22 protein-coding genes are annotated in these 18300 nt (G+C 48.1%); 17 read left to right on the forward strand and 5 right to left on the reverse strand.

The genetic code is table 11. From position 1 onward, the window contains the following. Positions 1-62 precede the first annotated feature (62 nt). The 4 genes from AC0THY_RS10690 to AC0THY_RS10705 all read right to left on the reverse strand — a co-directional run bounded on the left by AC0THY_RS10690 (position 63) and on the right by AC0THY_RS10705 (position 3526). Positions 63-1040: a sensor histidine kinase gene (locus AC0THY_RS10690; protein ID WP_489990592.1), complete on the reverse strand. Its 978-nt coding sequence runs from the start codon at positions 1038-1040 to the stop codon at positions 63-65. After that, a complete protein-coding gene (locus tag AC0THY_RS10695; protein WP_489990593.1) occupies positions 1037-1801 on the reverse strand; it encodes an ABC-2 transporter permease in 765 nt (254 codons plus the stop codon). Before AC0THY_RS10695 ends, AC0THY_RS10690 begins: the two co-directional genes overlap by 4 nt. Continuing rightward, entirely contained in the window at positions 1798-2721 is a 924-nt protein-coding gene (locus tag AC0THY_RS10700) for an ABC transporter ATP-binding protein (RefSeq protein WP_489990594.1), read from the reverse strand. Before AC0THY_RS10700 ends, AC0THY_RS10695 begins: the two co-directional genes overlap by 4 nt. A 121-nt stretch (positions 2722-2842) precedes the next feature. Beyond that, positions 2843-3526, reverse strand: a complete 684-nt coding sequence (locus AC0THY_RS10705; protein ID WP_489990595.1) for a response regulator transcription factor — start codon at positions 3524-3526, stop codon at positions 2843-2845. 298 nt (positions 3527-3824) lie between these two features. On the opposite strand from AC0THY_RS10705, the gene cooS reads away from it, so the two are divergent. The 15 genes from cooS to AC0THY_RS10780 all read left to right on the forward strand — a co-directional run bounded on the left by cooS (position 3825) and on the right by AC0THY_RS10780 (position 15837). Next, the gene (gene cooS / locus AC0THY_RS10710; RefSeq protein WP_489990596.1) at positions 3825-5708 is read left to right on the forward strand and encodes an anaerobic carbon-monoxide dehydrogenase catalytic subunit; all 1884 of its coding nucleotides are present in this window, start codon (positions 3825-3827) and stop codon (positions 5706-5708) included. A 14-nt stretch (positions 5709-5722) separates the two neighbouring features. Then, positions 5723-6169: a 4Fe-4S dicluster domain-containing protein gene (locus tag AC0THY_RS10715; RefSeq protein WP_489990597.1), complete on the forward strand. Its 447-nt coding sequence runs from the start codon at positions 5723-5725 to the stop codon at positions 6167-6169. A gap of 2 nt (positions 6170-6171) precedes the next feature. Further along, on the forward strand, positions 6172-7410 hold the full coding sequence (locus AC0THY_RS10720; RefSeq protein WP_489990598.1) for an NAD(P)/FAD-dependent oxidoreductase: 1239 nt from the start codon (positions 6172-6174) through the stop codon (positions 7408-7410). A 258-nt stretch (positions 7411-7668) separates the two neighbouring features. Further along, positions 7669-8964 (forward strand): bifunctional folylpolyglutamate synthase/dihydrofolate synthase, encoded by a 1296-nt coding sequence (locus AC0THY_RS10725; protein ID WP_489990599.1) that lies wholly within the window; start codon positions 7669-7671, stop codon positions 8962-8964. Beyond that, positions 8961-9128: a hypothetical protein gene (locus tag AC0THY_RS10730; RefSeq protein ID WP_489990600.1), complete on the forward strand. Its 168-nt coding sequence runs from the start codon at positions 8961-8963 to the stop codon at positions 9126-9128. The genes AC0THY_RS10725 and AC0THY_RS10730 overlap by 4 nt, the downstream gene beginning before the upstream one ends. A 1-nt stretch (position 9129) precedes the next feature. Next, entirely contained in the window at positions 9130-10749 is a 1620-nt protein-coding gene (locus AC0THY_RS10735; RefSeq protein ID WP_489990601.1) for a tetratricopeptide repeat protein, read from the forward strand. Positions 10750-10868: 119 nt separating this feature from the next. Next, positions 10869-11204, forward strand: coding sequence for an STAS domain-containing protein (locus AC0THY_RS10740; RefSeq protein ID WP_489990602.1), 336 nt, complete (start codon positions 10869-10871; stop codon positions 11202-11204). 12 nt (positions 11205-11216) lie between these two features. Further along, positions 11217-11663, forward strand: coding sequence for an anti-sigma F factor (gene spoIIAB, locus AC0THY_RS10745; protein ID WP_489994178.1), 447 nt, complete (start codon positions 11217-11219; stop codon positions 11661-11663). A 12-nt stretch (positions 11664-11675) separates the two neighbouring features. Continuing rightward, complete coding sequence (locus AC0THY_RS10750) at positions 11676-12392, forward strand: SigF/SigG family RNA polymerase sporulation sigma factor (RefSeq protein WP_489990603.1); 717 nt, start codon at positions 11676-11678, stop codon at positions 12390-12392. A gap of 82 nt (positions 12393-12474) precedes the next feature. Further along, a complete protein-coding gene (locus AC0THY_RS10755) occupies positions 12475-12636 on the forward strand; it encodes a hypothetical protein (protein WP_489990604.1) in 162 nt (53 codons plus the stop codon). A 19-nt stretch (positions 12637-12655) separates the two neighbouring features. Then, the gene (locus AC0THY_RS10760; RefSeq protein WP_489990605.1) at positions 12656-13282 is read left to right on the forward strand and encodes a stage V sporulation protein AA; all 627 of its coding nucleotides are present in this window, start codon (positions 12656-12658) and stop codon (positions 13280-13282) included. A gap of 64 nt (positions 13283-13346) precedes the next feature. Then, a complete protein-coding gene (locus AC0THY_RS10765; protein ID WP_489990606.1) occupies positions 13347-13760 on the forward strand; it encodes a stage V sporulation protein AB in 414 nt (137 codons plus the stop codon). A 172-nt stretch (positions 13761-13932) separates the two neighbouring features. Continuing rightward, positions 13933-14400 carry a SpoVA/SpoVAEb family sporulation membrane protein gene (locus AC0THY_RS10770; protein ID WP_489990607.1) on the forward strand — a complete coding sequence of 156 codons (468 nt, stop codon included), beginning with the start codon at positions 13933-13935 and terminating at the stop codon, positions 14398-14400. A gap of 67 nt (positions 14401-14467) precedes the next feature. Then, entirely contained in the window at positions 14468-15292 is an 825-nt protein-coding gene (locus AC0THY_RS10775) for an MBL fold metallo-hydrolase (RefSeq protein ID WP_489990608.1), read from the forward strand. Positions 15293-15324: 32 nt separating this feature from the next. Further along, a complete protein-coding gene (locus tag AC0THY_RS10780; protein WP_489990609.1) occupies positions 15325-15837 on the forward strand; it encodes a nitroreductase family protein in 513 nt (170 codons plus the stop codon). Between the two features lie 39 nt (positions 15838-15876). Here AC0THY_RS10780 and pdaA read toward each other — a convergent pair whose 3' ends face one another. Continuing rightward, positions 15877-16689, reverse strand: a complete 813-nt coding sequence (gene pdaA / locus AC0THY_RS10785) for a delta-lactam-biosynthetic de-N-acetylase (protein ID WP_489994179.1) — start codon at positions 16687-16689, stop codon at positions 15877-15879. A 168-nt stretch (positions 16690-16857) separates the two neighbouring features. Between pdaA and spoVAD the strand changes: the two genes are divergently transcribed. After that, positions 16858-17868: a stage V sporulation protein AD gene (gene spoVAD / locus AC0THY_RS10790; protein ID WP_489990610.1), complete on the forward strand. Its 1011-nt coding sequence runs from the start codon at positions 16858-16860 to the stop codon at positions 17866-17868. Positions 17869-17913: 45 nt separating this feature from the next. Then, positions 17914-18270 carry a SpoVA/SpoVAEb family sporulation membrane protein gene (locus AC0THY_RS10795; protein WP_489990611.1) on the forward strand — a complete coding sequence of 119 codons (357 nt, stop codon included), beginning with the start codon at positions 17914-17916 and terminating at the stop codon, positions 18268-18270. Positions 18271-18300 lie beyond the last annotated feature (30 nt).

Below are 18300 nucleotides of genomic sequence, written 5' to 3' on the forward strand. Positions count from 1 at the left end.
GTGCTATGTTTTATTGCACAGGGCTTTTTCAGCAAATCTAATTAAATTCTTAAAACCGGTATTCAAACGCGTTTCAATTGCAGTTCAAAACAGACATTGAATTGATTCGCGGAGGAGTTTTTATCCATCCTTTTTGTATGGAGCTCTGCTCCCATCTCCTCTGCCAATAGTTTAGCGACGGTCAGACCTAAACCAGTCCCGCCCCGGCTGCGGGAATCGTCCTGCATATAGAATCGTTCAAGCAAATGGGGGATATCGTCTTCTGAGAGTAACTGTGTATCGTTGACAAATGTAATAACAATCCTATTTGAACATTCTTTGATTGAAATAGAAAGATATACATCCGCATACCTGCCAGCATTTTGAAAAAGGTTGAAGAAGATTCGCTCCAGGGAGGCCTCTTCTCCCAATACCCATACGGGGTGATCCGGAATATCTGTATTTATCTCTAAGCGGGCCTGCTCCAGAATTTGATAATTCCCCATAAGAGATTCCCTTAATGTTCTTGCGGCATCCACCCTGCCCAACCGCAGTTCATAGTCGCAGGCTTTTAAGCGGGAATAATCATAAAACTGTGTCACTAAGTGGTTCATTATCTCCGCTTTATGTTCAACGATATTTATGGTTTCTGACAACTCCTTATTCTGTGAAATCTGCTCCCCTGCAGATTTTTTGAAAATTTTCAAATATCCTAAAATGACGGTTAAAGGCGTGCGGAGATCGTGGCTTATGTTCTCTATCTGTCTTTGAAACGCCTTTTCCCTGGCCGCATACTCTTTGCGTTCACTCTGGATTTTATTCAATGTTCCATTCATAGCGCACAGCAGTTTTTTTAAATGTGTGTTTGGAAGCGGTAAGTGCAAAATTTGATTCTGGGTGAGGTCCTGCTGTATATCGTTTAAATCTTTTGTTACTTTTTTTATTGCATGTATAAGCGAAAGATAGCGAAAAGCAAAATATCCGCCTGCAGTTACAGCTACAATCAATAATACGATACACACCATTTCTACAGCCTCCAATCTGCCGGTTTTATCAATCACAAATCCCTTTTTCTCAATGACACTAGACCGGCTAAGAGGAAAACAACAACTCCTATTGTGCCGGAAACAATGCATTTTATCCATCCGTCTGCGGTATCCCATATTGTGATACATTTGCTCATATTTACATTTAAACCGTTGATAGTTCCAAAGAAGTTATTCGGAAGCCACATGGCAATTTTATAAACTGCATCAAAGCGCATACCCAGATACATTAGAAAGTTTGGAAACAGAAACCAAATGAAAATCCAGGCAAGGATTCCCACGGTATTTTTTTCAAAGCGTTCCAGGAAAAAAATACCCGAAATCAAACCAGCCAGGGCGATCAAATACACGGCAGGAACTTCTAAGAGTAAATCTTTTAATGCCACCGGACCCGTTCTTTCCAGGAGAAGCTCTGCGCTGATAATCCAAGCACCCAAAGCCAATATCATAATAAACGTAGCTGTGAGAATGCTTACAATACATTCTCCGATGAATATTTTCGTCCGGGGTATACCGCTTGCTACTGTGTTTTTTAAATTGCCATTTTTACGGTTTCCTTCATACAGAAGGTAAGCTGTCACTGTTCCCATTATAACAAAGATAATCGGGTTGGCAACAAAATTTGAATAGGAGAACGAGGTGATGGCATATTGGTTACCCCAAAAATGAATTCCTGTATTCAATAAAACTGCAATGAATATTAAGATGCCCGTGAAAGAATACACTCCATGCGTATGTGATACCCGGTAAAGCTCACTTTTTATATAATTCATCATTTACGAACACCTCTTTTCTTCAATTCCATATAATAATCTTCCAGCGAAGTTTGGATGGTCTGCATACCGGTAATATAAATTCCATTATCAGAAGCTAATTTACCAAATGTATCAGCAGCAGCCAGGGGCTTATATATGCGTACATTGTTTTCATGCAGAACCTTATAAGTCTCTTTTGGGCATTCTTTTTCCAAAAGAGCGGAATACTTTGCAATATCAGATACTGTGATTTCGATACAGTCAGAGCATTTCTCACAGAGAGTATTTGCTGTAATCTCCTCAATCAGGATACCTTTGCTCAGGAAACCATACACGGCAGCAATCTGCTGAAGCTCCGGCAGGATGTGGCTGGAGAGCAGAATTGTAATGTTTTTTTCTTCGTTTAAGCGATGGAACAGATTGCGAAATTCGATAATTCCACTGGGGTCAAGACCATTGATCGGCTCATCCAGTATTAAAAGCTGAGGTTCTCCCAGCATGGCAATTGCAAGTCCCAGTCGTTGTTTTTGACCAAGGGAGAGACTACTGCATTTGCATTTTGACTTTTCAGCAATGCCTGTCAAATCCAGCAAATCCGCAACTTTTTTTGTGTCGGGAACTCCCTTTTGGATACAGTAGTATTTTAATGTCTGCTCTACGGTCATATTTGGAAAAAATCCCGGCTGTTCAACCATACAGCCTATTTTTCTACGGGCGTTTTCTAATTCTCTCTGGCCGAATTTACCCAGAAGGCGGATCTCCCCCTCGGTTGCAAAACTATGGCCAGCCAATAATTTTAATAATGTGCTTTTTCCAGCGCCGTTATCGCCCACAAGGCCATAGATGGCTCCTTTTCTCACATGAATATCCACATGATCTAAGGCAAAAAAAGAGCCATAAGCTTTTGTAACCTGCTTTGTCTCTATGACATAATCATTCATCTCATTTCCTCCGTTTTCTAAAATACGTCTGCCGGAATAAGGTTTCCCCTACTGGCAAACGTATTGTACAGCTTAGGCTATTAATAAGTCATAAAGAACTTTTAAAGAAGTTATAAAGATTTTATAGGAGCTTGAATCCGATTCCATAGACAGTCTGAATATATTCCTCTTTCGGATCTGCCTCTTTTAATTTCTTTCTTAAATTGCTCACATGAACATTTACCGTATTATTTTCGCCGTAATACCCTCCATTCCAGATCTGCTCATATATAGATTCCCTGGAGTATACTCTTTCGGGATTTTTCATAAGCAGGGACAGGATATCAAATTCATGTGCTGTCAACAGTAGTTCTTTCCCATAAAGCATTACGGTTCGGGAATCTGGATAAAGCCTCAGGTTTTTGTGAGTGAACGTTTGAGCAGTGCCATTTTTCTTTCCGCTGCGCCGGATTGCTGCCTGTACTCTCGCGAGCACTTCCTCCGGTTCGAATGGTTTTGTAATATAATCATCAGCCCCGTTTTTTAGAAGGCTTACTTTATCGTCAAGAGAATTTTTAGCGGAAATGACCAGCACCGGCACATTGCACTGTTTATTATACCGTATCTCCCGCAGCAGTTTTTCCCCGGGGATGCCCGGAAGCATGAGGTCAAGTAAAATAAGATCCGGTATTTCTCTTTCTAAGAGTAGTTTTGCTTCTGTCCCTGAAAAGGCCTGAGTCGTCTGATAGTCAGCCCCACTCAATAGTTTGACAAGAAGTCCGTTTATATCTGTCTCATCTTCTACAATTAATATTTTGTACTGCATTGAACCCTTCTCCCTGAATGCTATATTTCTAGTTCATTATAAAGTCAACCTTAGGAGATTACAAGAAGGATTATATTTCCTGCTAAATCCATAGCCGCAATTAGCAGATAATTTATGTCATACATAGCACACCGTAGGCGTCCAGTGGATGACACACGCTTTGCCGCAAATACGCCAAGAGTGGTTTTCTTAAATGGGGAAGATTGGTAAAATTCCTTCTTGCTTTTTCGACATATTTCTGTTAAAATAATAACAAACAGTAATGATAATTATTATTAACAATAAGGAGGATAAAATCATGAACCAGTGTTACAGCTGCAACACTTGCAAAAGCGCTGATAAATGCCTGGAGGGCTACATTGCAAACCTGCCTGTGGAGACTTCCCATCACAGAGTGGAGGGGCAGAGCACGAAATGTGGATTTGGGCTGAAGGGAGTCTGCTGCCGGCTCTGTTCCAACGGGCCCTGCCGGATTACACCCACCAGCCCCAGAGGAATCTGTGGAGCCACCGCGGATGTGATCGTTGCCAGAAACTTTTTGCGGGCAGTAGCTGCCGGGAGCGGCTGCTATATCCACGTGGTAGAAAATACAGCCCTGAATTTAAAGAACGCAGCCAAAGACCGGACACCGCTCAAGAGTGAGAAGGCTCTGGAAAAGCTGGCGGATGCCTTTGGCATTCAGGGGGAGGATGTCTATGACACAGCTTATCAGGTGGCGGACGCTGTGCTGAGAGACCTGTATAAGCCAGAGTATGAAAAGATGGAGCTGGTGGAAAAGCTGGCCTACAAGCCCAGGTATGAGAAATGGAAAGAGTTGGGGATTCTTCCGGGCGGGGCAAAGTCGGAAGTGTTTGCAGGTGTGGTGAAATGCTCCACAAACTTAAATTCAGATCCAGCGGATATGTTCGTGAACTGCTTAAAGCTGGGTATCTCCACAGGACTTTACGGTCTTACACTCACCAACCTTTTAAACGACGTGCTTTTGGGACAGCCCAAGCTTCGTATGGCGCCGGTTGGACTGAACGTGATTGATCCGGATTATATTAATATCATGATCACGGGACATCAGCACTCTCTGTTTGTCCATATTCAGGAGCGTCTGACCCAGGAGGATGTAGTTGCCAAGGCGAAAGCAGTGGGGGCTAAGGGCTTTAAGCTGGTGGGATGTACCTGTGTGGGACAGGATCTGCAGTTGAGAGGTGCCCACTATACGGAGATCTTCGACGGACACGCTGGGAACAACTATACAAGTGAAGCGGTTTTGGCCACAGGAGCCATTGACGCTGTGCTCTCTGAGTTTAACTGCACACTGCCGGGGATTGAGCCCATCTGCGATGAACTGAAGATCAAACAGATCTGTCTGGATGACGTTGCCAAAAAGGCAAATGCGGAGCTGATGGAGTATGCTTACGAAACCAGAGTGGAGCAGACAGAGGAGATCATCGATAAGATTCTTGGGGCTTACCAGGAGCGTAGGGGTACAGTACCCATGAATCTGTTGCCGAAGCATGGGAACAAAAACACCCTTACAGGCGTAAGTGAAGGTTCTCTCAAGGAGTTCCTGGGCGGAAACTGGAAGCCCCTGATCGACCTGATTGTATCCGGTAAGATCAAGGGGGTGGCCGGGGTGGTAGGCTGTTCCAACCTGACAGCTTTGGGACATGATGTCTGTACCGTGGAGCTCACCAAGGAATTGATTAAGAGGGATATTCTTGTGCTCTCCGCCGGATGTTCTTCAGGAGGGATCGAGAACTGTGGTCTCATGACTCCGGAGGCAGCAGAACTGGCAGGAGATAATTTAAAAGAGGTGTGTAAATCCCTGGGTATCCCCCCTGTGTTGAATTTTGGTCCCTGTCTGGCTATCGGACGTCTGGAGATTGTGGCTACGGAGCTGGCTGAGGCCATTGGCATTGATCTGCCGCAGCTTCCGCTTGTTCTGTCCGCTCCTCAGTGGCTGGAGGAGCAGGCACTGGCAGACGGCTGTTTTGGACTGGCTCTGGGTCTTCCTCTGCATCTGGGTCAGCAGCCCTTTATTGCGGGCAGTGAACTGGCAGTGAAACTGCTGACAGAAGATATGAAGGGGATCACCGGTGGACAGGTGATTGTTGAACTGGACCCCGTAAAAGCGGCCGAGAAGCTGGAGGCGGTTATTGCGGAAAAAAGAGCGGGACTGAATATCTAACAGGGAGGATTGCCATGAAAAGGATAAAGATTGAAGCCTCCAAATGTGACGGCTGCAAGAGCTGTACCCTGGCGTGCATGAACAGCCACCGCACAGACGGAGGAGAGGATATCATTACACTGGATCTGCTGGACATTGAAAATATAGCCAGGAATGAGATTGTGAACGACGGGTGCGGGGGATACCTTCCCATGTTCTGCCGTCACTGCAGTGATCCCAAGTGTGAAGCCAGCTGTATGAGCGGAGCGCTCTACCGGGATGAAGAGAGCGGACATATCCGATACCAGGAAGAAAAGTGCGGAGCCTGCTTTATGTGCGTGATGAACTGTCCCTATGGAATACCCAAGGTAGATCCAGGGCGAACCAGAATTATAAAGTGTGATTTCTGCAATGACAGGGAGGAGGGCCCCGCCTGTGTGGCGGCCTGTCCCAAGAATGCCATCTACGTAGAGGAGGTGTAGGCATGGAACAGTATATCATTATCGGATGCGGGGCTGCGGGGATGGCAGCAGCCGAGAGACTGCGGTCAGTAAAGCCGGATGCCTCCATCACAATGGTGTCATCGGATGAGCACTCCCATTCCCGTTGTATGCTCCACAAGTATCTGAGCAAAGAGCGCAGCGAAGAGGGGATTGCTTTTCGTGATACAGATTTTTTCGAGAAAAACAGGATTACCTGGGCGTCTGGAATGCAGGTGACAGGTGTAGATTCAGAGAAAAAGAAGGTGTTGTTTACTCAGGGTTCTATGCCTTATGATAAGCTCTTAATCGCCACAGGAGCCGTGTACGGGGTTCCGCCTATTCCGAATTTCCGCACAGCCGGGAATGTATTCGGATTTCGGGATTTAAGCGATGCCAGGAAGATCAGGGAGGCTATTGTACAAAAGAGGGCTAAGCATGTCTTTATCGTAGGTTCCGGACTGGTGGGGCTGGATGTGGCCTATGCCCTTCTGGAACAGGGAATCGGTGTCACTATTGCCGAGATGGCAAAGCGCATCCTGCCCCTGCAGACAGATGAGACCAGCGCCGCTGCCTACCAGGAGCTGTTTGAGCGGGCGGGGGCCAGGTTTAAGCTGGGAATCGGTGCCAGCGGTTCTGAGGTAGATGAGAACAATGAGATCACCCATGTAATTCTCTCAAATGGGGAGAAGATTGCCTGTGATTTTGTGGTGGTGGCAGCAGGTGTACGGCCCAATATTGAATTTTTGAAGGACAGCGGCCTTGAGATGGAACGGGCGCTTACAGTAAATGAATACCTGCAGACCTCAGACCAGAATATCTATGGGGCGGGGGATGTGACCGGACTCTCCGGAATCTGGCCCAATGCCATGGACCAGGGAAGGAAGGCTGCTATGAATATGGCAGGCATGCAGGTGGCCTATACGGACCGGTTCTGTATCAAAAATACCATTAATTTCTTTGGACTTTCCATGCTCTCAGTGGGGTGGATCGAACCGAAGGAGGAGGGATGCCAAATCTACACCAGGGAGAGCAGGGATACCTACCAAAAGGCGATCGTAAAAGACGGCGTTTTAAAGGGGATTCAGCTCCAGGGAGAGATCTCAGGCAGTGGATTCTGGCAGTATCTGATTAAAAACGAGGTGGATCTCACCGCGCTTCTTGCCAAAAAGGATATTTTTTCCATCGGTTACGCAGATTTTTACGGAATGGATGAGACGGGAGAATACATTTACTCTTATTGAGAGGATATAGCGAATGGGGGCTGTACTGGGATAAAGTGCAGCCCCCATTCGTTTCTTTTGCCCGGATTTGGCGTTACTGTTCACACGTTCTCAGTAACGATTTGTCCTTTTCAACCGAATTTTGCGAAAAAATTTGCTTGCATATTATGCCTGCTATATTATAATAAGTTAGGTAGCTGTTCAGTACCTTCACAGCTACATGCAAAAATAAGGTACAAAGGCCTTGATGGCCAAAACAAAAGCAAAGCGGTGAATGAGATGAACTATACAGAAGCAGTGGAATACATACTGAGTGTACCTAAGTTTACAAAAAAAAATAAAGTGGAAAATACAGTGGAGCTAATGGAGCGCTTGGGAAGGCCGGAGCGGGAAATGAAGATTATCCATGTGGCGGGCACCAACGGGAAGGGGTCTGTATGTGCTTTCCTTTCAGCTATTCTGGTGGCTGCAGGGAAGCAGACAGGGCTGTTTACCTCCCCCCATCTGGTCCGGATCAATGAGCGGTTTCAGATAAACAATGAGCCTGTGGAGGACGAAGTATTTCTGAGAGCATACATAAAGGTGCAGGAGGCCATAGACTCCATGCAGAGAGATGGATTTCCCCATCCCACTTATTTTGAGCTGCTCTTTGCGCTTTCCATGGTCTTATTCAGAGAGAAGAAGGTGGAGTATGTGGTGCTGGAGACAGGGCTTGGGGGCAGGCTGGACGCTACAAATATGGTGGAGCGTCCCATTGTCACCATTCTGACATCCATCAGCCTGGACCACACGGAGATACTGGGAGATACCATTGAAAAGATAGCCTGGGAGAAGGCGGGTATCATTAAGCCAGGAGTGCCTGTGATCTATGACGGACACTGTGAGAAGGCTGAGAGGGTGATTCAAAAGAGGGCTGAAGAGCTTGGCTCACCGGCTTACCCGTTAAAGCCTTCAATGTATGAAATTTTGGTAAATACGGAGAAAAGCATTGATTTTTCCCTGAATTGTGGGTATTATGAACATACTAAAGTGACGGTGCCATACCTGGCCCAGTATCAGGTAAACAACAGTGCACTGGCGCTGTTAGCTATGGATGTAATTGACAGAAATAGAGAGATACCGGTGGAACTGCGGGTGCAGGCCATAGGGGATACAAAGTGGCAGGGGCGAATGGAGACCGTGCTGCCCGGCGTGGTCTTTGACGGAGCACACAATGCGGACGGTGTCAGGGAATTTGTGAAGACCGTGCAGCGGGTGCAGAGAGATCACAGGATTGTGCTTCTGTTTTCTGCAGTGGTGGAGAAGAACTTTGAACAGATGATTGAAACCATCTGCCGTCAGACCAGACTGGATGGGGTGGTGGTGACAGAGATTCACAATGACCGGATTGTTTCGGCCGGGGATCTGGCGGGGATTTTTCGGAAGTATACAGATGCTCCGGTGACAGCAATACCGAAGATCGCAGAGGCGTTTGAGGAAGCGCTTGTAGAAAAAGAGGACGGACTCTTGTTCTGTGTCGGTTCTCTGTATCTGATAGGGGAGTTAAAGAGCATAGTAAAGGAGAAACATGGATGATCAACTACGATGAAGAGTTAAAGAAGTTTCATCCCAGCCTGGATGTTAATGAGGCGGAGGATGCCATTTACAATAGGGATCTGACGGATGTAACGGATATTTTAAAAGAGCTGATGATGGACGAAAAAGAGAAACGCAAAATGAGAGAGTCAATAAGGGGATAATATGAACTGTATTTATTGTGGCACACCTCTGTCGGCGATTGATTACTGCACTGGCTGCGGGGCGGATATCACTCTTCAAAAGAGAATCATCCGCATATCAAACCTGCTGTACAATCAGGGCCTGGAAAAGGCCACGGTGCGCGATCTGTCAGGGGCAATCGTCTGTCTGAAGAGGAGTCTGAAATTTAATAAGGAAAACATAGATGCCAGAAACCTTTTGGGGCTGGTGTATTTTGAGACCGGGGAGGTGGTCTCAGCCCTGAGCGAGTGGGTAATCAGCAAAAATATGAATGTGCAGGGCAATCCTGCGGACGGGTACATTGACAAACTGCAGGCCAACAAGAACAAGCTGGATGTGATCAATCAGACCATCCGAAAGTATAATCAGGCCCTCCTGTACTGCAGGCAGGACAATGAGGATATGGCAATTATCCAGCTGAAAAAGGTGCTGATACAAAATCCCAGGTTGATCAAAGCATACCATCTGCTCTCCCTGCTGTATCTGAAGCGGCAAGAGTATGAGAAGGCTAGGAAGCTGTTAAAGAAGGCGGCGTTTATTGACGCTACCAACACCACGACCCTGCGCTACCTGCAGGAGGTGGAGCTGGCCACCGGGATCAGCACCAGTCTGGATGTGAAGCGCAAGAAAAGGTATGCCAAAGAAAAGGTGAACAAGCTCACCGGCACCACCACCTATATGAGTGGGAATGAGATGATCATCCAGCCCACCACCTTTCGGGACAGCTCAGCGGTGGCCACCTTTATCAATATCTGTCTGGGTTTGATTCTGGGCGGTGCGATCGTGTGGTTCCTGGTGGTTCCCGGAACCAAGCAGAATATCTATCAGGAAGCCAACAAACAGGTGACGGACGCCAACACCAAGATGGCTTCGGAGGTCTCTAGAGTACAGGGACTGGAGCAGGAGATCGAGGACTACAAGGCGAAAGTGGAGGAGGCCAATGCAACCATGGAGGAGGCCAATGCCAAGGCCGATTCCTACGAGGAGCTTCTGGGAGCAGCGGATTTGTTTGTGACCAATCCCAACAGTCAGGCCCAGGCAGCGGAGGCCCTGGCGGAGATTGACGCGGGCAGCCTTAGCGGATCTGCAAAAGATTTGTATGATCACCTTATGGAGGCAATCAGCGACTATGTATACAGCGATGCGGTAGGTGCAGGAGATACGGCTTACATGTCCGGAGATTACAGGGCTGCGATAGAACACTACGAGAAAGCAGTGGAGGCGAAGCCAGATGATGCCCATGCGTTGCAGTATCTGGGTATCTCCTATTATCAGATCAAAGACACCACCAATGCGGACAGGGTTTTGAATGAGTTTATTCAAAAGTTCCCGGCCAGGGCAGCTGAGGTACAGGCGTACATAAGCGGCAACGGAGGCGGTACCCGGCAGGGAAACGCAGGAAACAGCGGCGGTACTGGTGAAAGCGGTGCCCCCGGTGAAAATCCCCAGGGAAGTTCTGAAAGTGACAGTCAGGATGAAAACACAGGCAATCCAGATGAGACGGGGAATGGCGGCACTTCCGGCGATAACCCATCCGGGGGAAGTACAGACCGGGAGAGCGGCGGGATTTCCGGGCCGGACCGTTTGGGACTTACACAGTAGAGAGAAACCTCTGATTCGGGGACGTGTGCAGATAACTGCACACGTCCCTTCATTGTATCACAGGAAAGGGCATGCCATAGGCATGTTAGGGTAAACTTGGAATAGAAAGGAGATATGAGATGGAGGAGTGTTTTAAAATCAGCGGGACAAATCTGACAATTGTGGTGCCCAGGGAGTTGGATCATCACAATGCGGAGTATATCAGGCAGGCAGCGGACAAAATACTGCAGAGTAAAAATATAAGGAGCATTGTGTTTGACTTTGGAAAGACAAGCTTTATGGACAGCTCAGGCATCGGAATGATCATGGGGAGATATAAAAATATCCGTTTTACCGGGGGCACGGTGATTGCCGTGAGGGTAAATGAGCGTATCCGCAGGATTCTCACCCTGTCAGGGGTTTACAAGGTAATTGACATATACGAGGGGCTGCCCAAACAGTCCAAATTGATATAGAGGGGGAGCATGATGAGCAGTTCTAATGAAATGAAGCTGGAGTTTGACAGCAGATCCTGCAATGAGGGATTTGCCAGGGTAGCGGTTGCGTCTTTTATGACGCAGCTCAATCCCACCCTTGAGGAGGTGGCGGATGTAAAAACCGCTTTGTCTGAGGCAGTAACCAACTGCGTGGTTCACGGATATGAGGGGGAAATTCAGAAAATCATAGTAAAATGCCGCATTGAGGGGGATGAGCTCTTTATAGAAGTGATTGATCACGGCTGCGGAATCGAAAATGTGGAGAAGGCAATGGAGCCGCTCTTCACCACCAAGCCGGATTCAGAGCGCTCGGGGATGGGATTTGCCTTTATGGAGGCCTTTATGGATGAGATTCAGGTGGAATCCAGACCAGGAGAGGGAACCAAGGTTTTTATGAGGAAAAAGATCGGACAGACTGTCAATAAATTCGACCGGTGAAAGGAATAGCCTATGGAGCGTACCCTGGAGTTAATTAAACGGGCTCACGAGGGGGATAAAGAGGCAAGAGAGACACTGGTAGAAGAAAATATGGGTCTGGTCTATACCATTGTGAAGCGTTTTGCAGGGCGGGGACATGAGATGGAGGATTTGGTGCAGATCGGGAGCATTGGCCTGATCAAAGCCATTGACAAGTTCGATACCTCCTTTGATGTCAGGTTTTCCACCTATGCGGTCCCTATGATCGCCGGAGAGATCAAGCGTTTTTTGCGGGATGACGGCATGATAAAGGTCAGCCGAACGCTGAAGGAGACGGCCACAAAGGCATACATGACCAGGGAGGCTTTGGAAAAAAAGCACGGAAGGGAGCCTACGCTGGAGGAGATCTCCGCAGAGATCGGAGCCACCAGGGAGGATATTATCCTGGCTATGGAGTCATCGGCGGAGGTGGAATCACTCTACAAGACGATATACCAGGGGGATGGAAACGCGATCTTTCTGATGGATAAGCTGGTGGAAAAGCAGAATCCCCATGAGGATCTGCTGAACCATATGGTGCTCAACGAGCTTATCGGCGGTCTCACGGAGGAGGAGAGAACTCTGATCCGAATGCGCTATTTTGAGGACAAGACTCAGGTACAGGTGGCGCAGGTGATGGGCATGTCCCAGGTACAGGTTTCCAGATTTGAAAAAAAAATATTAAACAAATTGCGGGGAAGATTTTTTTGACTTCTCCGTATATTTTTGCCTGAAAATAAGATACTGGTATTAGAACCTCAAAATACCTGCATAGAAAGGGAAGGTGATTGCTATGTACAAAAAGAGAATTCTTACCTGTCTGACATTGGTAGTTATGGTCGCTGCGCTGGCGGGGATTTTTTTCTATATGTCCCACATTAAGGACAATCAGCCCAGGATGGACGGGACTTTTGTGAAGGCATTTTCACAGGACGTAAAGGAATACTGTCTGTGAGGAAAGGACACGGTAGACTATGACCAATGACACATTATATCTGAAGATAGACCAGAATGTGCAGGTGCACGATGAGCGGGTTACATTGGGCGACATTGCACAGCTGGAGTGCAGCAACAAAGAGATTGAGAACAGAGTGAAGACTCTGCGGCTTCCGAATGCCACGGAGAACAAGCCGGGGCGCCATGTAGTCTCAGTGATGGAAGTGATCATGGAGATACACAAGGAATATCCCAGTCTGGAGGTCAACAATATTGGGGAGTCTGACTTTATTATTACTTATGAGAAGACCACCCAGCCTAGCCAGACCTGGGCATGGATTAAGACGATTTTTGTTTGTCTGCTGGCGTTTTTCGGCGCAGCCTTTACCATCATGACATTCAACAATGATGTGGATCTTCCCAAACTGTTTTCCCAGCTCTATGAGCAGCTGACAGGGAACACATCTGACGGATTTACGATTCTGGAGCTGACCTACTCCATTGGCGTGGGAATAGGAATCCTGCTCTTTTTCAACCACTTTGCCGGGCGCAAGATTACGTCTGACCCCACTCCCATGGAGGTGGAGATGCGGCTCTACGAGGATGATGTGAACACCACCCTGATCGAGTCCAGCAGCCGGGACCCGAAGAAGAAAAAGAAGTAACTATTCTACAGGGATGTACTGAACAGTTACAAAAAGAATAAGAAAAAACAGTGAGGATGAGAGGATGGCAGCACATATATTACTGGGTGTGATTGGAATCAGCAGCGGATTTATTGTGGCGGGTGGTGTGATCGCCTTAATTATAGGACTGGGAATAATCACCCGCTACGCAGGAATTACCCATACGGGAAAGCGGGTGTGGCTCTATGAGGACTGTGTCCTCCTGGGAGGTGTTTTCGGAAATCTTCTGACCATTAACCGCATCACCGTACCCCTTGGCAGTATCGGACTGGCCGTTATGGGAATTTTTTCCGGCATTTTCGTGGGAAGCTGGATACTGGCTCTCGCAGAGATTGTTAATATTTTTCCTGTATTTTCAAGGAGGGCCGGCATTGTCAAAGGCATGAGCTTTGTGGTGATCTGTGTGGCTGTGGGAAAAGTAGTGGGCAGTCTTGTGCATTTTTACCTGCGCTGGTAAGGGTGGGGGCAGAGTGTCGGCAAAGTCGCCGCTCTGTGAAATTCATGGCTGGAGCACCCAGCACAAAAATGTAGTTTGTCTACAGTCTGACCCTCGCGGCAGTCGCCAAATAGCCGTGCAAGCATGACTGCTTGGCTCGTTGCTCGCGGGAATCGAAAAGGAGAGAACAAATATGGCAGATGTATTAAAAGAGCAAAAAAATCAAAAGTATAACGAGTATGTAAAGCAGATGACACCAACCCACAGTCTGCCCCTGAATATGGCAAAGGCATTTTTGGTGGGAGGAATCATCTGTGTGATTGGACAGTTTATTCTCAACTACTGTGAAAAACTGGGTCTGGACAAGGATACCTCAGGGGGCTGGTGCTCTATGATCTTGGTGCTTTTAAGCGTGATTCTCACAGGCTTCAATATCTACCCTAAGCTTGCAAAATTTGCTGGTGCCGGGACGCTGGTTCCGATTACCGGGTTTGCAAACTCTGTGGCAGCCCCGGCCATTGAGTTCCAGAAGGAGGGGCAGGTGTTTGGCATCGGATGCAAGATCTTTACCATTGCAGGACCTGTCATTCTCTACGGCATATTTTCCAGCTGGGTCCTGGGCTTTATCTATTGGATTTTAAAGGTAACCGGGGTGGTTTAAAGGTTTGCAAGATTTTTCTGAATATGATAAAGTGTAGGGGAAGCGAGAGAAGGGGGAGGGATAATCTGTGAGAGTAACCGTTATTGTTGAAAATACGTCACCTGGACAGGAGCTTGCGGCAAAGCATGGTCTGAGCCTGATGGTGGACACAGGAAGACACCGTATCCTGTTTGATTTTGGCCCGGATGGGGCAGTGCTGGAGCAAAATGCAGAGGCTCTTGGGATTGATTTGAGGGAGGCGGACATTGGAATCCTTTCCCACGGCCACTCGGACCACGGCGGGGGAATGGAGGCGTTTCTCGAAAAAAACAAACAGGCCAGGGTGTATATGAGACCGGATGTTTTTCAACCGCATTTTTCCATAGACCAGAATAAATCGCATTTTATCGGTGTGCCAAAGAAGCTGAGAGGGAATCCAAGAGTGGTGCTTACTCCGCCGCTTATGCGTATTGATGAGGAGATGCTGCTCTTTACCAGTCCCTGCGGTAGTGAACTGGCACCGCTTTTCAACGGCCGTCTGATGACGCAGGCTGGGGAGAGGATGGTACCCGATGACTTTGCACATGAGCAGAGCATGATACTTCATGTGGATGGAAAATGGGTGCTGGTGGGCGGATGTGCCCACGGAGGGATTTTAAATCTGTTAAACAGGGCGGAGGAGCTGGCTGGGACATACATGGATGCTGTGATTTCCGGCTTTCATCTCTATGCCCCAAGATCCGGACAGACAGAGCCCCGGGATAGAATCCTGCAGCTGTCGGTGGAGCTAAAAAAACGCCCCACCAACTATTTTACCTGTCATTGTACCGGGGAGGAGGCTTACCGGGGGCTGAGAGAGGCCATGGGTGAGCAGATTCAGTACATATCAACAGGGGATACTTTTGAAATTTAGCTTGTATAAACTTGAAACAAGGAGGATGAGAGATGGATTTCCTGACATTGGCAAAAAAAAGGTATTCTGTGCGGGCATATAAGGATCAGCCTGTGGAGGAGGAAAAGCTTCGAAAGATTCTGGAAGCAGGGCGGGTGGCGCCTACAGGCGCCAATAAACAGCCCCAGCACCTGATTGTGGTGACAAGTCAACAGGGAAGGAAAAAGCTGGACAAGGCAGCCAGGACGTATGGGGCACCGGTGGTGATTATTGTGTGCAGCCAGCCTGAGAAGACATGGACAAGACCCTATGACGGCAAAAAACTGACAGATATTGACGCTAGTATTGTGACAGACCACATGATGCTGGAGGCCACGGATCTGGGACTGGGTAGTCTCTGGGTGTGCTGGTTCAAGGAGGATGTCATTCGTCAAGAGTTTTCCATCCCGGATGGAATGGTGCCTGTAAACCTGCTGGCAATCGGATACGCTCAGGGGGAGCCGGCCTCTCCGGACAGGCACGAAGATCTTCGCAGGCCTTTGGAGGAGCTCGTAACCTTTCAGTAGAAAAGGGGCCGCTGCATTATGCAGCGGCCCTGTCGACTCCTATACAAGCTGGTCCAGGGACTGGAAGGTATATCCCATTTCTTCCCATTTTGTCAGCAGTTCATCTAAAATTGCAGCGTTAGTGCTGGAGGTATTGTGAAGGAGTACAATAGCGCCGGGGTGGATTCTGCCCAACAGTTTTTTGAAGGCTTCCTCTTTGGTGGGCTGCTGGTCCTGATACCAGTCTACATAGGCAAGACTCCAGAAAAAGGTCTTATACCCCAGATCCTTGGCCATCTGCAGATTTTCCGTGCTGTACTTTCCCTGTGGAGGGCGGTAGTATTTGACCATATCTTTGCCTGTGATCTCTTTATAAAGAGTCTCCACATCCTTCATCTCTTTGGAAAAAGCGTCCGAGGAGGAGATTTGGGACATGTCCGGGTGGTGGAAGGTGTGGTTGCCCACGATGTGTCCTTCTTCCACCATGCGTTTAACCAAGTCCGGACTGGTGTCCAAATAATTTCCCACTACGAAAAAGGTGGCAGGTACCTGATGTTTTTTAAGAGCATCCAGGATGGCTGGGGTATTTCCATTTTCAAATCCGCAGTCAAAGGTGAGATAGATCACCTTCTCCTCAGTATCTTTGGCATAGTAGGCATCGTACTGCTTTAATTCTTCAAAGGTGGCATTGGCTACAGGAGGTTTCCCCTCCTCCGGAAAGCTAAGGCCCCAGTTTCCGTCTGAGTTCTGCACAGTGGCAGAGGCGGGGCGGTAGGTTTCCACTGCCTTTGCAAGGAAGCGGCCGGCCAGGAAGGCAGCCAGAAGGATGAGGGCGGCCGCTGTCCATTTTTTTAGGTTGGGTTTTGGAATCATAGATCCACCGTAGATTGTATTATTGTTATAAGTATATTTTTGCATGGGTTGACCCATTCCACCTTTTGGGGAATGCAAGGGGGGGAAGAAAATACTTAAAGGAAATCTGCATAGTTTTGTGCAAGTGAGGGACACTAACTGTAAAAATCAGTGAAGTGAGGAAACGCGATGAATCAGATGATGGGACAACAGAGTATACAGTTTGAAAAAGCCCCCCACATTGTCAGTTATGCATCCATAGTAGGAAAGAAGGAGGGGGAGGGCCCCCTTGGCAATCACTTTGACCTGGTGTGTGAGGAGCCCATGCTTGGAGAAAAGACCTGGGAGGAGGCTGAGAGCACCCTGCAGAAAGAGGCAGCCCAGACCGCTTTGGGAAAGGCCAAATTACTTCCCACCCAGATCCGGTATCTGTTCGGCGGGGACCTGCTGGGACAACTGATCGCCACATCTTTTGGAGTCACAGACTTCAATATTCCCTTGTTTGGCCTCTACGGGGCCTGTTCCACCTGTGGGGAATCCCTGGCATTGGGGGCCATGGCGGTCAGCGCCGGGTATGCGGACTATACTATGGCTCTCACCTCCAGCCATTTTGCCAGTGCGGAGAAACAGTTTCGCTTTCCCCTGGGATATGGAAACCAGCGTCCCCTTGCAGCTACCTGGACAGTCACAGGAAGTGGTGCCTTTGTACTTGCCCCCAAGGGAGGACACGCCCGCATTACAGGTGTTACCCCGGGTAAAATCGTAGATTTCGGAGTGAAGGATTCCATGAATATGGGAGCCTGCATGGCTCCGGCGGCCTGTGATACCATTTACCAGAATCTGATGGACTTTAACCGCCAGCCGGAGGATTACGATAAGATCATTACCGGGGACCTGGGGTACGTGGGAAAGAATATCCTGATAGATTTGCTCAAAGAGAAGGGATTTGACATCAGTAAGGTCCACATGGACTGTGGGATGGAAATTTTTGATCAGAAGACCCAGGATACACATGCGGGCGGCAGCGGATGCGCCTGCTCTGCGGTGACTTTGGCGGCCAGTATTTTGCCGAAACTGGAAAAGGGGAGCTACAGAAGGGTTCTGTTTGTACCCACAGGGGCCCTGCTGTCCACCATCAGTTTTAACGAGGGACAGAGCATTCCGGGAATCGCCCACGGAGTAGTCATTGAGCACTGCTGAGGGCGTTAAAAAAGAGATCAGAAGGAAAAAGAGCAGGAGGCAAATATGGACTATATCAATGCATTTTGGGTAGGCGGGCTGATCTGTGCCCTGGTACAGATACTGTTGGAAAAGACAAAGCTGATGCCGGGAAGAGTCATGGTGATTTTGGTCTGCGCAGGGGCTTTATTGGGTGCAGTCAATCTTTACGGACCATTTCAGGAGTTTGCGGGAGCGGGAGCCAGTGTACCGCTGCTGGGATTTGGCAATACGCTGTGGAAGGGCGTAAAAAAGGCCATAGAGACGGACGGTTTCATTGGAATCTTTATGGGGGGATTTACCGCTAGCGCGGTGGGAATATCCGCGGCCCTGGTGTTCTCATACCTGGCCAGTTTGATATTCAAACCTAAGATGAAAGAATAAAAAGGGTGTGCACAGCAACCGAATCTGCCG

This window comes from Ruminococcus sp. 8Y-12 (assembly GCF_058119865.1).

Coding starts and splice junctions, on each gene's coding strand:
- spoIIAB (WP_489994178.1), top strand. CDS start 11,217: ATGAGCAGTTCTAATGAAATGAAGCTGGAGTTTGACAGCAGATCCTGC.
- AC0THY_RS10770 (WP_489990607.1), top strand. CDS start 13,933: ATGGCAGATGTATTAAAAGAGCAAAAAAATCAAAAGTATAACGAGTAT.
- AC0THY_RS10795 (WP_489990611.1), top strand. CDS start 17,914: ATGGACTATATCAATGCATTTTGGGTAGGCGGGCTGATCTGTGCCCTG.
- spoVAD (WP_489990610.1), top strand. CDS start 16,858: ATGAATCAGATGATGGGACAACAGAGTATACAGTTTGAAAAAGCCCCC.
- AC0THY_RS10730 (WP_489990600.1), top strand. CDS start 8,961: ATGATCAACTACGATGAAGAGTTAAAGAAGTTTCATCCCAGCCTGGAT.
- AC0THY_RS10760 (WP_489990605.1), top strand. CDS start 12,656: ATGACCAATGACACATTATATCTGAAGATAGACCAGAATGTGCAGGTG.
- AC0THY_RS10695 (WP_489990593.1), bottom strand. CDS start 1,801: ATGATGAATTATATAAAAAGTGAGCTTTACCGGGTATCACATACGCAT.
- AC0THY_RS10755 (WP_489990604.1), top strand. CDS start 12,475: ATGTACAAAAAGAGAATTCTTACCTGTCTGACATTGGTAGTTATGGTC.
- cooS (WP_489990596.1), top strand. CDS start 3,825: ATGAACCAGTGTTACAGCTGCAACACTTGCAAAAGCGCTGATAAATGC.
- AC0THY_RS10705 (WP_489990595.1), bottom strand. CDS start 3,526: ATGCAGTACAAAATATTAATTGTAGAAGATGAGACAGATATAAACGGA.
- AC0THY_RS10725 (WP_489990599.1), top strand. CDS start 7,669: ATGAACTATACAGAAGCAGTGGAATACATACTGAGTGTACCTAAGTTT.
- AC0THY_RS10740 (WP_489990602.1), top strand. CDS start 10,869: ATGGAGGAGTGTTTTAAAATCAGCGGGACAAATCTGACAATTGTGGTG.
- AC0THY_RS10780 (WP_489990609.1), top strand. CDS start 15,325: ATGGATTTCCTGACATTGGCAAAAAAAAGGTATTCTGTGCGGGCATAT.
- AC0THY_RS10765 (WP_489990606.1), top strand. CDS start 13,347: ATGGCAGCACATATATTACTGGGTGTGATTGGAATCAGCAGCGGATTT.
- AC0THY_RS10715 (WP_489990597.1), top strand. CDS start 5,723: ATGAAAAGGATAAAGATTGAAGCCTCCAAATGTGACGGCTGCAAGAGC.
- AC0THY_RS10720 (WP_489990598.1), top strand. CDS start 6,172: ATGGAACAGTATATCATTATCGGATGCGGGGCTGCGGGGATGGCAGCA.
- AC0THY_RS10750 (WP_489990603.1), top strand. CDS start 11,676: ATGGAGCGTACCCTGGAGTTAATTAAACGGGCTCACGAGGGGGATAAA.
- AC0THY_RS10735 (WP_489990601.1), top strand. CDS start 9,130: ATGAACTGTATTTATTGTGGCACACCTCTGTCGGCGATTGATTACTGC.
- AC0THY_RS10700 (WP_489990594.1), bottom strand. CDS start 2,721: ATGAATGATTATGTCATAGAGACAAAGCAGGTTACAAAAGCTTATGGC.
- pdaA (WP_489994179.1), bottom strand. CDS start 16,689: ATGATTCCAAAACCCAACCTAAAAAAATGGACAGCGGCCGCCCTCATC.